This is a genomic window from Campylobacter concisus (assembly GCF_003048985.1).
Classification (GTDB): domain Bacteria; phylum Campylobacterota; class Campylobacteria; order Campylobacterales; family Campylobacteraceae; genus Campylobacter_A; species Campylobacter_A concisus_AY.
Genome location: NZ_PIRS01000002.1, coordinates 136702 through 148837, shown reverse-complemented (window position 1 = coordinate 148837; position 12136 = coordinate 136702). Strand labels below are relative to the sequence as shown.

The 12136-nt window shown below is 40.5% G+C and carries 12 protein-coding genes and 1 other RNA gene; 7 read left to right on the top strand and 6 right to left on the bottom strand.

The features are described from left to right. The first annotated feature begins 3 nt into the window (after nt 1-3). Nucleotides 4-621, top strand: coding sequence for a preQ(1) synthase (queF, locus tag CVS91_RS02155; RefSeq protein WP_009295129.1), 618 nt, complete (start codon nt 4-6; stop codon nt 619-621). Next, nucleotides 621-1856, top strand: a complete 1236-nt coding sequence (locus CVS91_RS02150; protein WP_087583364.1) for an HD domain-containing protein — start codon at nt 621-623, stop codon at nt 1854-1856. The genes queF and CVS91_RS02150 overlap by 1 nt, the downstream gene beginning before the upstream one ends. On the opposite strand, the gene ffs is transcribed toward CVS91_RS02150, so the two are convergent. Then, an RNA gene (gene ffs / locus CVS91_RS02145) (signal recognition particle sRNA small type) lies at nt 1843-1940 on the bottom strand. The genes CVS91_RS02150 and ffs overlap by 14 nt on opposite strands. Nucleotides 1941-2053: 113 nt before the next feature. Here ffs and CVS91_RS02140 point away from each other — a divergent pair. After that, nucleotides 2054-2488 carry a hypothetical protein gene (locus CVS91_RS02140; RefSeq protein ID WP_107829985.1) on the top strand — a complete coding sequence of 145 codons (435 nt, stop codon included), beginning with the start codon at nt 2054-2056 and terminating at the stop codon, nt 2486-2488. Between the two features lie 363 nt (nt 2489-2851). Here the strand turns inward: CVS91_RS02140 and CVS91_RS02130 are convergent, their stop codons facing one another. Together CVS91_RS02130 and purM are read right to left on the bottom strand one after the other, a co-directional pair. Continuing rightward, on the bottom strand, nt 2852-3271 hold the full coding sequence (locus CVS91_RS02130) for an RDD family protein (protein ID WP_107829983.1): 420 nt from the start codon (nt 3269-3271) through the stop codon (nt 2852-2854). A 203-nt stretch (nt 3272-3474) separates the two neighbouring features. After that, the gene (purM, locus tag CVS91_RS02125; protein ID WP_107829981.1) at nt 3475-4458 is read right to left on the bottom strand and encodes a phosphoribosylformylglycinamidine cyclo-ligase; all 984 of its coding nucleotides are present in this window, start codon (nt 4456-4458) and stop codon (nt 3475-3477) included. Nucleotides 4459-4537: 79 nt separating this feature from the next. On the opposite strand from purM, the gene coaE reads away from it, so the two are divergent. Beyond that, nucleotides 4538-5140 (top strand): dephospho-CoA kinase, encoded by a 603-nt coding sequence (coaE, locus tag CVS91_RS02120; protein WP_107829979.1) that lies wholly within the window; start codon nt 4538-4540, stop codon nt 5138-5140. Here coaE and CVS91_RS02115 read toward each other — a convergent pair. Beyond that, complete coding sequence (locus tag CVS91_RS02115) at nt 5130-5750, bottom strand: DNA alkylation repair protein (RefSeq protein ID WP_107829977.1); 621 nt, start codon at nt 5748-5750, stop codon at nt 5130-5132. The two genes, coaE and CVS91_RS02115, sit on opposite strands and share 11 nt — an antisense overlap. A 75-nt stretch (nt 5751-5825) precedes the next feature. On the opposite strand from CVS91_RS02115, the gene dapF reads away from it, so the two are divergent. Continuing rightward, nucleotides 5826-6569, top strand: a complete 744-nt coding sequence (gene dapF / locus CVS91_RS02110) for a diaminopimelate epimerase (RefSeq protein ID WP_107829975.1) — start codon at nt 5826-5828, stop codon at nt 6567-6569. Nucleotides 6570-6978: 409 nt separating this feature from the next. On the opposite strand, the gene rplT is transcribed toward dapF, so the two are convergent. Together rplT and rpmI are read right to left on the bottom strand one after the other, a co-directional pair. Then, entirely contained in the window at nt 6979-7335 is a 357-nt protein-coding gene (rplT, locus tag CVS91_RS02105; RefSeq protein WP_004317321.1) for a 50S ribosomal protein L20, read from the bottom strand. 99 nt (nt 7336-7434) lie between these two features. Beyond that, a complete protein-coding gene (gene rpmI, locus CVS91_RS02100) occupies nt 7435-7626 on the bottom strand; it encodes a 50S ribosomal protein L35 (RefSeq protein ID WP_004317422.1) in 192 nt (63 codons plus the stop codon). 200 nt (nt 7627-7826) lie between these two features. Here rpmI and CVS91_RS02095 point away from each other — a divergent pair, with 200 nt between their 5' ends. Together CVS91_RS02095 and metE are read left to right on the top strand one after the other, a co-directional pair. Beyond that, nucleotides 7827-9323 carry a C69 family dipeptidase gene (locus CVS91_RS02095; RefSeq protein ID WP_103571421.1) on the top strand — a complete coding sequence of 499 codons (1497 nt, stop codon included), beginning with the start codon at nt 7827-7829 and terminating at the stop codon, nt 9321-9323. Nucleotides 9324-9828: 505 nt separating this feature from the next. Next, nucleotides 9829-12102, top strand: coding sequence for a 5-methyltetrahydropteroyltriglutamate--homocysteine S-methyltransferase (metE, locus tag CVS91_RS02085; protein ID WP_107829971.1), 2274 nt, complete (start codon nt 9829-9831; stop codon nt 12100-12102). Nucleotides 12103-12136: the final 34 nt, after the last annotated feature.

Below are 12136 nucleotides of genomic sequence, written 5' to 3'. Positions count from 1 at the left end.
AAAATGAGCGAAGAGATGAAGTATGGCGAGAAAATTTTAAAAGAATTTGACGTAGAGAGTGACCTTGAGGTCTGGGAAAATAAGCAAACAAGGGACTATGTCATAAAGATCACTCTGCCTGAGTTTTGCTGTCTTTGCCCTCGCTCTGGTTATCCTGACTTTGCGACTATATACCTTGAGTACATCCCTAACAAGCTAGTTGTCGAGCTAAAAGCGATAAAGCTTTATATAAATAGCTTTATGAACCGCAACATCAGCCACGAAGATAGTATAAATGAAATTTACTCTGTTTTAGAGAAAAAACTTGAGCCTAAATTTATGAAGATAGTTGGCGACTTTAACCCACGTGGAAATGTCCATACAGTTATCGAGATCAGCTCTGATCTAGTGGTAAAAAAGCCAGCTGAAGAGAAAGAATACGCTCCAAGAAGTAGGGAGAGAAGCTTTAGTGATAAGCCACGCGAGAGACGTAGCACAAGCGATCGCGCTAGCAGTAGAGGCAGCAGAGATGATAAATTTAAAAAAGATGACAAACCAAGAAGAAGCTCAAACAAAGAGGGCTTTAGAAAGATAAGCTACGCCGATGATAAGAAGCCAAAAGTAGTCAAAAAGGATAAATAATGATAAGTGCTAAGCTTATAGAACATATCTTTAAAGCAGCATCTATATCACGTTGGAACGACTATCCAAAGATGACAAATTTAGTCGAGCTTGACAAGCAGGCTCATAAATTTATCATCGCTTATTTCATAGCAAAACAAGAGCAAAATGCCGACATGAACTACATTATCGAGGCTGGAATTTTTGAGTTTTTAAGCAGGGTCGTAGTCACAGACATACGCCCTGACGTCTTTCACCACATCCAAAAGACAAAAAAAGAGCAGATAAATAGCTGGGTTTTAAGCAACCTTGAGACGCTCATCTCAGATATCGAGGACGGCGAGTTTTTGGAGAGGTTTAAAAACCACTATAAAAACGACAAAACTCACGAAAAAGAGCGCCTTATACTAAAAGCAGCAAGCTATCTTGCCACGAGGTGGGAATTTTCTATCGTCTATCAAACGAGCCAGTTTTTAAGCGACATCGACGAGCTTAAGGCGAAGGTTGAGGAGGAGATGGAGGATTATTACGAGTTAATTGGCGTTAGAAAGATCGCTATGAATCAAAAATTAGCCCGCCTTGTAGATCTAAGTGGCAGGTTAAGGTTTCAAAAGCGCTGGGCACAAACGCCACGCATCCCTGAAACTGCGGTCTTAGGACACATGTTAGTTGTTGCGATACTTAGCTACTTTTACTCACTAAAAGCAAAAGCTTGCAAAAAACGCTTAGAAAATAATTTCTTTTGCGCACTATTTCACGACCTACCAGAGAGCCTCACAAGAGATATCATAAGCCCTGTAAAATACGGCGTAAAGGGGCTAAATGAGATCATTAGCGAGTATGAGATGAGGCTTATTGATGAGAGGATTTTGCCATTTGTGCCTGAAAAGATAAAAGATGAGTTTAGCTACATCCTTGGCATCAGAAAAGATGGCGAGAAATTTATCAAAGATGAGTTTGAAAATAGGACATTCGAGCGCAAGATCATCTGTCACGAAGGGACTATGGAGAACGTAAATGAGGATAAATTTAACCCGATCGATGGCAAAGCGCTAAAATACTGCGACAAGCTCTCAGCCTACATCGAAGCTGGAATTTCTATAAGCTACGGCGTCAAGTCAAAAGAGCTAACCGATGGCTTTAATAATATGTATAAATTTTTTAGCGAAAAACCTAAGATCGATGGAGTGGATTTTTTAGAAATTTGCGATGATTTTAATGAGCATTTTGGTTTAGAAAGACCCCCTCTCAGATGACTGCGGCACACACTTAATACAAGTGCTCTGCTGTGTTCCCACCCTGAAGCGGTGCTCATAAAAAGCATTGCACAGGTCTAAGAAGGAGCTTCGCAATCATACAAAAACTATACTTAAATTTAGTTTTATAGTTACATTTTTAAAAATTTAGCTTTAAGAGTATATAATCTCACATAAATTTCACCAAAAGTAGGGCAATGTCAGGAAAGATCAAACTTCGTTTTTTATCGGCCTTTAGAGATTTTTTTGTCTATCATCACAAGTCTTTAGAGTTTCGTGCCAAAATTTTTGCTGCGATTATCTCGGCTAAATTTGACCCAGATGAGGATGATTTTTCCATCTTAAATGACATCGTAAGTGAAATTTATGAAAACGATCAGACTAGAAAAGACTTCTTAATCCAAACCGTTAGAGAGTACGTGGCAAGGGTTAAAAGAAGCGATAGGATCACGCTTGACACGCTTCTTTTAAGCATAGATAAAGATATGAAAGATCATAAAAGATATGCTAAAAAGATAGACTTTTCGCACCTTCGTCGCTTGATGAGTGGCTGCGAGGAGGAAATTTTAGTGCAGCAAAGGGTATATGAGTTTTTGATAAACGAGGTCAAACTCTACTCGCAAAGCGCTTAAATTTCATCCTAAATTTAATCAAAAATTTTTCGTGGCTTGTAGTTAAATTTTCTCGTTTTTTACCTTGATTTTCTCTATTTATCTAGCTAGTTTGGGCGATTCGTGACCAAAAATTTGAAACAACAATTCATCAGCTAAATTTACATTGATAAATGTGCATTATTTTGTGATAAACCTGTTGCTAAGATAAAAAATTAAGAGCATAGATTAGCCCGTTTTGTAACTTCTTAGTGGCACTTGCTTGCTACCCTGCAAAGGACAAGATATATGGCTTTTTAGAGAGTATATCTGCTCCATTATAAAAGAGAGTATCGACACAAAGCTAGGCAAAAACCGCCTACTTTGGCACGGAGCAAAGTAAATTTAAGCTGCTTTTTGCACGGCGGCTGAGTGGGTTATGATGTCGTGTAAATTTAGTTTGTCTTTTCTAAAAAAGCAAAGGCAAAGTCCGATGATGCTAAAGCCAGCAAATGCAAAGCAAATTTGGCGCAAGATCGCGTGAAAAAGGCTTAGTTTTTTGCCGGTTTGTAAATTTATGAGATAAATTTCTTGCGCCTTGTAGCCTGGAGTTTGCGCCTTTATGCTAAAAAAGAGGCACATTATAAATGATATGATGCTATTTACCACAAAGATTGCAAGCTGGTTGTTTAAAAAGTCCTCTTTGCCGCCAAGAACAAGATATGTGCTGATGTAAAATACTGGCATGCCGATGATGAAAAGATCGATGATAGAAGCCTTTACTCTAGCCCAGATCGGTGCGATTTTCGCCTTTTGTTTTGCCAAGTTACTTTCCTGTATTTATAAAAATTTGGCTAAATTTCTAGCCGTTATCATGCGTGGCGCAAAGCACAGTATAGACGTTATAAAGATCAAGCTTTTTTATCTCGCTTTTTAGCACGCCAAAACAGCCTATACACGCATAAACACTAAGAAAAAATAGCTCTTATTTTCGGTCCTTAGCAGGCGTTTTTTGCTAAATTCTTGCATCAAACTAGCTCAACGCCTTTGCCACTTGCCACTTCGCCGATCACGTAGCCATCGCTATTTGCTAGCACAGCATCTACGTTTTCTTTAGGCACAACAAGGATCATGCCAACGCCCATGTTAAATGTCCTCATCATCTCGCTATCTTCTACTTTTTGCGCGAGGATTTTAAAAATTTCAGGCGTTTTTATAGCGCTTTTTTGCACCTTCGCGCCAAGTCCGGCAGGGAAAACGCGAGGCAAGTTTTCAACTATGCCACCACCAGTTATATGCGCCATCGCTGTGATCTTGTCTTTTAATCTTAAAAAGTCGCTCACGTAAATTCTAGTTGGCTCAAGAAGCACGTCTATAAGTTTTTTATCACCCACTTTTTCATCAAATTTTAGCCCAAGCTCGCTTACAACCTTTCTTGCAAGCGAAAAGCCGTTTGAGTGCAGGCCGCTGCTAGGAAGTGCGACTAAAACGTCACCAGATTTTACAAATTTGCTCCTGTCGATCTCGTCAGCCTCAGCGATACCCACGGCAAATCCAGCAAGGTCAAAGTCGCCCTTTTCATACATCGACGGCATCTCGGCTGTCTCACCGCCTATCAGCGCGCACTGAGCCTTTTTGCAGCCATTTGCGATGCTTTTTACTACCTCTTTGGCGCTTTCTATCTCAAGCTTTGCAGTCGCGTAGTAGTCGAGGAAAAAGAGTGGTGTGGCGAAGTTGCAGATGAGGTCATTTACGCACATAGCGACTAGATCCTCGCCAACGCCGTCAAATTTCTTAGCGTCGATAGCTAGGCGAAGCTTCGTGCCAACGCCGTCTGTCGCGCCTAAAATGGCTGGATTTTTATATCCGCTTGGCAGTCTGACCGCACCTGAAAATGATCCGATGCCGCCTATGACGTTTGGTGTTTGCGTAGATTTTACGAAAGGCTTGATCGCCTCAACAAAGCTGTTTCCAGCATCTATATCGACTCCGGCATCTTTATAACTTATCATTTTCACCCTTTTGGTTATTTTTTAAAACTTTAGCCAAAAGTTGCTAAAATTGTTATCAATTTTCAAAAATGGAGCGAGTTTGCAGAAATTTCCAAACGCCTACGTTATCACAGGCTCGATCGCTAGCGGCAAAAGCACGGTTGTAAATTTACTAAAAGAGCGAGGTTTTAGCGTGATAGATGCGGACCTCATCGCGCACGAGCAGCTTGAAATTTGCAAACGTGAGATAGTAGAAGTTTTTGGCGAGCAAATTTTAGATGAGACTGGCAGGATAGATCGTAAGAAACTGGGTGATACCGTCTTTAACGAGCCAAAAAAGCTTAAAAATTTAGAGCAAATTTTACATCCAAAGATAAAGGCTGAAATTTTTTTCAAAGCTTCGCAATTTGAGCGCTTGGGGGAGATTTATTTTGTCGATATCCCTTTGTTTTTTGAAAAAAAGGAGCGTTACGCTGAGTTTAAAAATGTAGCCGTTATCTACGCGCCAAAAGAGCTTTTGCTAAGCCGTCTAATGAACCGAAATGCTCTAAATTTAGAAGCTGCAAAAGCTAGAGTAGAGTTTCAGATGGACATTGAGCAAAAGAAAAAAATGGCAAAATTTATTATCGATAATAGCAGCGACATGGAGAATTTAAAGCTCGAGCTAGAGAAATTTCTAAAGCAAATTTGCGCTATTTCTTGATAAATTTACTAGCAAATTTATATGTTTGCAAGCTCTCTTTATTACCCAAATTCCAGCTATCAAGCTCGGTTTTTACTAAATTTGGAAATTTCTTGCTTATATCTTTTAGAGCATTGCCAACCGACTTTCTAAGATACTCGCTATCGTCTTCTTTTAGGCTGGCTAGCCGCCTAATGGCCTCATCTGGGTTATCTTTAAAATAGGGCCTGTTTGTCCATATCCTAAGGCCCTCTGTTACGGCTCTTTTTGCATTTGCATTGCCATTTTTTAGCCATTCATCGATCGTTAAAAGTGCCTGCTCGTAGCCAATTTTCTTGCAAAACTCGTCAAACGCCTTTGCCAGCACCTCTTGAACCCTCCAGTTTTTATCCTTTGAAATCTGATCTCTCATAAACGACAAAATTTCTTCGCTATCTGATAAGTGCCCAAAGAGAAAAACCGCATACATCCGCACTTGATAGACATTCGAGCCGTATGCTAGGTATGCAAGCTTTTTGCAGTGCGCAGCTCCCTTTGCTTTATAGTCAGTCAAGGCCCTTTTTTCTTGCTCTTTAAAGCCATTTTCTATCAAAGAAAACTCTTTTTCTAAATTTAAGATGTAGTTTTTCAAAGTGGCTCCTTTAAATTTATTAATAACTCTTATCTAAATTTTAGTAAAATCACGCAAAAAATAAAAGGATGGCTCATGCAAGTCTCAAAATATAACGCTAGCGGCAACGATTTTGTCATATTTCACACATTTTTGAGCAAAGATAGAAGCGAGCTTGCAAGACAAATTTGCAGCCGAACAAACGGCGTGGGAGCTGACGGGCTCATCGTACTTTTGCCTTACGAAAAGGGCGTGAAATGGGAGTTTTACAACAGCGACGGAAGCTACGCTGCGATGTGTGGCAACGGCTCGCGCGCGGCTGCTAGATATGCCTATCTAAACGGGCTTGTGAGTTCAAGCGAATTTGCCTTGCTGACTGGTAGCGGCGAGGTGATGGCAAGCGTGAAAGGTGAGTGCGTCGAGGTCGTGCTAACAAGTCCAAAAATTTTAAGCAAACCACTAAATGAAGGTGTCAAAACTTGGTACTTTTACGATACTGGTGTGCCGCATCTTGTAAATTTCACGCAAAATTTAGATGAATTTGACGTCAAAGAGTACAGGGCGCTTCGTCAAAAATACAATGCAAATGTAAATTTAGCCAAATTTGATGGCGGAGTTTTAAAAGTAAGAACCTACGAAAGGGGCGTGGAGGACGAGACGCTAGCTTGTGGCACTGGCATGGCGGCTTGCTTTTACGGCGCTACTTTAAATTTAAACGCAGCGCAAAGCCTAAAAGTCTATCCAAAAAGCGGAGCGGAGCTTGGACTTAGGCTAGAAAACGGCAAAATCTTATTTAGCGGAGCGGTGAAACACTGCTTTGATACGAGTATCGAAATTTAGCTTTTAGAGCGAGCTTCTAACGCTTGCTTTGTGGTTAGTCAGAGCAAGTAAATTTTCAAATTTATATCACTAAATTTGCGCTCAACAACCGAACTAAATTTGCAGCGGTACTGATTAAAATTTAAATACAAACCATTTAAGAGTTTAGCTACTTAAATATCTCAAGAATTAATTTATGAAATTTAGTGGGGTGAAAAAATCTCCGCCGAAATTTTATTTACTGAAGCTTTGAAATACTGCTTTGATACGAGTTCTAAATTTAGCTATTTTGGCTGCTGGTAGTTAAATTTGGCTAGTAGTTTGTAAAAGTCGCGGGTAGTAAATTAAAACAAAGAGTTCTATAGAGATTTTGTTATTAAAATTTAAAGTGTATAAAAAAGAAGATCTCCGCCGAAGCGGAGAAAAGGTGTTATTTCAAAGCATCTTTTGCTTGTTTTGCAAGTGCCGCAAATGCCTTCGCGTCATTCATAGCTAGATCAGCTAAAATTTTTCTATCAAGTTCGATCTTAGCTTTATTTAAGCCGTTGATAAATCTTGAATAGCTAATGTCGTTTAGTCTGCAAGCTGCGTTGATACGAACGATCCATAAACGTCTGAAATCACGTTTTTTCTGGCGTCTGTCGCGGTATGCATAAACTAAACTTCTCTCTAGTTGCTCTTTAGCTTTTCTAAAGTGTTTATGTCTAGCACTGAAAAAGCCACGTGCTAGCTTTAAAACTTTCTTATGGCGTCTTCTTCTAACTACGCCTGTTTTTACTCTTGCCATATTTATCCTTTTACAAATTGGCGCTCACGAAGTGAGTCTTGCCCCTAAATTTGGGGGAGTTTGAATGACTTTTTGTCAAAAACTTAAATCTACAGCTGCTTATACGCCGAGCATTTTGCGAACGGCTGGGACATTTGTGCTGTCCACGTATTTTGGGCCACGCAAATCTCTCATACGCTTAGTAGGTTTTTTTGTTAAGATGTGGCTTCTAAAAGCAGAGCCTCTTTTTATCTTATTTTTACCTACTTTAAAGCGCTTAGCAGCACCGCGAACGGTTTTCATCTTTGGCATGCTAATCCTTTTTGAAATTTTATACGCAAGTGCGTAAGGTTTGGATTATAGCGAAAAATCCTTTAGAAAATTTAAATTTCACTTAGACAAATTTGCAATAAATTTACATTAAACTTAAAAGAATTTTAAAATTTATAATTAAATTATTAAATTTGGCATATAATCACATATAAGAAATTTATTTTACTAAAGGAGTAAAAATGAAAGGGAAAATTCTCGCATCAATCGTCGCTATGAGTGCGATTTTAGGCACAAGTAGCTTGGCATGCACTACCATTTTAGTAGGAGATAAAGCTTCAAACGACGGCTCTATGCTAGTGGCTAGAAGCGCTGATAGCAAGGCTATAAAGGCTCAAGTCTTTTTGATACACCCAGCTACGAAAAACCAAACTGGCATGCACAGCTCAAAGGCACATGACGGCGCAAATGACTTTACATATCCGCTCCCAAAAGATGGCATGAGATACACAACTATCGCAAACTCACACACAAAACTTCACGGTGCAGTCGGCTACAACGAGGCTGGCGTTGGACTTAGTGGCACTGAGACCATCTACGCAAAAGATGAGCTTTTAAAAGTTGATCCATACAACGAAGAGACTGGCATCACAGAAGATGACATCCCAGACGTGCTTTTGCCGCGCATCAAAAGTGCAAAAGAGGGCGTTAAGCTTCTTGGCGAGATAGTTGAGACAAAAGGTGCTGGCGAGGGCTTTGGCGTGGTATTTGTCGATGCAAATGAGCTTTGGTACTTTGAAACTGGCACAGGCCATAAGTGGATCGCTTCAAAGATCCCACAAGATGAGTACTTCGTCACTGCAAACCAAGGCCGCCTTCACGCTTATAAAGAGAATGATCCAAATTTCATGGGCGCAAAAGATGTCATCAAATTTGCGATCGATAACAAGACTTATGACCCTGCAAAAGATGGCGAATTTAACTTCACAAAGGCCTATACAAGGGATGATGAGAGAGATGTGACTTACAACTATCCACGTGTTTGCTGGGTGCAAAGCATGTTTAACCCAAGTCTAAAACAAGACTTCGCTGACGGTCAGAAATTTCCAGTATTTTTAAAACCAGAGAAAAAACTAAGTGTAGAAGATCTAAAAGCTGCGATGAGAGCCCACTACGACGGCACTGCGTTTGATAACTACGCTAGCAAAGATGAAGATAAGAAAAACATCTACCGCGCTATAAGCGTCTTTAGAACGTATGAGTCTCACGTCATGCAGGTGCGCCCGTGGCTACCAAAAGAGATCGGCCGCGTGACCTACGTCGCTCTTGGTATGGCTGATCTTAGCGTTTATTTGCCGTATTACGAGGGGCTTGATGGCTTTATAAAAGGCTACTCTGATGGCTCATACGACGCTGATGACACTTCGATATACTGGGTTTATAGAAAGCTTCAAACCCTTGTGATGACTGATTATGAGAAGTATTCGCCAGTGGTTAAAGAGGCCTACGCTAAATTTGAAAAAGAGTTGGCGGTAAAACAGGCTAAATTTGAAGATGAGTACGTCAAACTTTATAAAAAAGATAAGAAAAAAGCTGACAAACTCTTAAATGAATTTAGCCAAAAGACTATGCAAGAGGCTAAGGATTTAACCCAGGAGCTTACAAACAAGGTCTTTACTATGCTTACAGCTGATATGGACGCTAAGCTAAAATCCCTAAATAAAGGTAAAAAAGACTAAAAACTCTGGGCGTGAAATTTAGTAGCGCCCAAACTTTAAACAAAAATTTGGCAAAGAGCGTTTATAATGCGACAAAAATTCACTACAAAGGAAAAACGCTGATGCCTTGTCCCATGCATAAAGCTCGTTAATCTCGGCAAAAAACATATCAGCGATTTTCAAAAAACACGCAAATTTTTAAACAATTTTACATTTTTTCACATTGAGATAAATCCATTTTTGCTAGCAGGTCCGCTGCATTGTAACTGCATTTTTAATAGCAAAGCTAAACAATGCTTGAAATTTGGCAAGGATCTTTTTAGCAGGGCTTTTTATAAATTTTACTTTAGTTTAAGAAGAAGTGGGTGTCATCCACCGTATTTTGGGTGACCCAGACTTGTGCGCAGCGCAACAACATTGAACGTGCTGGTGGTTTGGGTCGAAGGGATATACCCGCATAAAAATATTCAAGGTTGCTGCGCCTTGCGCAGTTTTAATTAAAAATAGAAATTTATAAAGGATAAAAATGATAAAAAGTTATGTTTTAGGTTTTCCAAGAATCGGAGAGAAAAGAGAGTTAAAGCGCGCATTAGAGGGCTTTTGGGCTGGTAAAGAGGGCTTTAGCGAAGAGAATTTGCAAGAGACTGCAAAGACGCTTCGCCAAAGACACTGGAAATATCAACAAGACGCTGGCATTTCGGCTATTAGCGTTAATGATTTTTCATTTTACGACCTAATGCTTGATAACATCATTGCTTTTGGCGCTACGCCTCCAAGATTTGCAAATTTAAGCGGCTTGGAGCAATATTTTGCTTGCTCAAGAGGCAACAAAAGTGGCGTTGCGATGGAGATGACAAAGTGGTTTAACACAAACTACCACTACATCGTGCCAGAGCTTAGTAGCGAGAGTAAATTTAGCCTAAAAGCGGACAAAATTTTAAATGAATACAAAGAGGCGAAGGCTAACGGCGTAAAAGGCAAGGTAAATTTGATCGGCCCTATCACATTTTTGGCTCTTTCAAAGACGACTGACGGCAGCTGCCCATTTAAGCATCTTGACGCGCTTGTAGGCGAGTACAAAAAGCTACTTGAGCAAATTTCTAAGCTTGATGATGAAATTTTAGTGCAGTTTGACGAGCCGATCTTTGTAACAGACAAAAATGAAAGCGACCTTTTGCCACTTATCACAAAGGTTTATAACGAGCTAACAGGCGTTGCTAGCAACATCAAGATCGTGTTTGCGACATATTTTGAGCATGCGATCAAGGCAGTTAGCGAAGTGGCTAAAACTAAAATTTATGGCATCGCACTTGACTTCATCCACGGCAAGAGAAATTTCGAAGCACTTGAGACTATCAAAAATAGCCACTTGACACTATTTGCTGGCGTGATCGACGGCAGAAATATCTGGAAAAGCAACATCGATGATAAGGTAAAACTTGTAGGTGAAATTTCAGAAAAAATAGGTGGCAAAGACTTTTACATCGGCACTTCATGCTCGCTTCTTCACGTGCCATACACGCTAAAATATGAAGAAAATTTAAATCCTGAGATCAAAAGCTGGCTAAGCTTTGCGGTCGATAAGCTTGATGAGATCAAGATAATCACAAAACTAGCAAATGGCGAGAAGCTTGATGAGAGCGAAACAAAAATTTACGAAGAGAACAAAAATGCTGTTAAAACTCGCGCCACTTCAAAGCTCATCCACTCTGAAAGCGTTCAAAACCGCGTTAAAAATTTAAGCAAATTTGAGCGTGATGAGAAATTTGAAGACCGCATCAAAATTCAACGCGAAACGCTAAACTACGGCATCTTGCCAACAACAACGATAGGTAGCTTCCCTCAAACGGTTGATCTTCGCGTACTTCGCCAAAATTTCAAAAAAGGCGAGATCGACGCGGCCGCTTATGAAGCAGGCATCAAAAAATATATCGATCACTGCGTGAAATTCCAAGAAGATATCGGCCTAGACGTGCTAGTACACGGCGAGCCAGAGAGAAACGACATGGTCGAGTACTTTGGCGAGCAGATCAGCGGATACGCATTTAGCCAAAATGGCTGGGTACAAAGCTACGGCAGCCGCTGCGTCAAGCCACCACTTCTCTTTGGTGACGTAAGCCGCCCAGAGCCGATGACTGTTAAGTGGATGAAATATGCTCAAAGTATCACAAAACACGTAATGAAGGGCATGCTAACTGGACCTGTGACTATGCTAAACTGGAGCTTTGTGCGTGATGATCTTCCAAGAAGTGAGGTTGCAAAACAGCTTGCACTTTGTATCTATGACGAGATTGCAGACCTTCAAAATGCGGGCATCAGAGTGATCCAAGTCGATGAGGCAGCGTTTAAAGAGGGCTATCCGCTAAGAGCTGAAAATATCCCAGCTTATGAGAAATTTGCGGTTGATTGCTTCAAGCTTTCAGTAAGCTCGGCTGAGGCAAAAACTCAGATCCACACGCATATGTGCTACTCTGAATTTAACGATATTATTAAGACTATTGAGGCAATGGACGCTGATGTTATCAGTATCGAGACTGCAAGAAGTGGCAACGAGCTACTTAAAATTTTCAAAGCCGTTGGCTACAAACAAGAGGTCGGACCTGGCGTATACGACATCCACAGCCCGCGCGTGCCAAGTGTCGAGGAGATCGTCGCTCAGATCAAAGCTCTGCTTGAAGTCTTGCCAAAAGAGCAACTCTGGATCAACCCAGACTGCGGCCTAAAAACGCGTAAATGGGAAGAGGTCGAGCCAAGCCTTAAAAACATGGTAGAAGCTGTCAAGATCGTAAGAGGTCTATAATACAAATTTTTAGCGTCTAGCAAGCCTAGGCGCT

What these genes read in the sequence shown, in the direction of transcription:
- queF (WP_009295129.1), top strand. Translation starts at nt 4, where the DNA reads ATGAGCGAAGAGATGAAGTATGGCGAGAAAATTTTAAAAGAATTTGAC.
- CVS91_RS02150 (WP_087583364.1), top strand. Translation starts at nt 621, where the DNA reads ATGATAAGTGCTAAGCTTATAGAACATATCTTTAAAGCAGCATCTATA.
- CVS91_RS02140 (WP_107829985.1), top strand. Translation starts at nt 2,054, where the DNA reads ATGTCAGGAAAGATCAAACTTCGTTTTTTATCGGCCTTTAGAGATTTT.
- purM (WP_107829981.1), bottom strand. Translation starts at nt 4,458, where the DNA reads ATGATAAGTTATAAAGATGCCGGAGTCGATATAGATGCTGGAAACAGC.
- dapF (WP_107829975.1), top strand. Translation starts at nt 5,826, where the DNA reads ATGCAAGTCTCAAAATATAACGCTAGCGGCAACGATTTTGTCATATTT.
- rplT (WP_004317321.1), bottom strand. Translation starts at nt 7,335, where the DNA reads ATGGCAAGAGTAAAAACAGGCGTAGTTAGAAGAAGACGCCATAAGAAA.
- rpmI (WP_004317422.1), bottom strand. Translation starts at nt 7,626, where the DNA reads ATGCCAAAGATGAAAACCGTTCGCGGTGCTGCTAAGCGCTTTAAAGTA.
- CVS91_RS02095 (WP_103571421.1), top strand. Translation starts at nt 7,827, where the DNA reads ATGAAAGGGAAAATTCTCGCATCAATCGTCGCTATGAGTGCGATTTTA.
- metE (WP_107829971.1), top strand. Translation starts at nt 9,829, where the DNA reads ATGATAAAAAGTTATGTTTTAGGTTTTCCAAGAATCGGAGAGAAAAGA.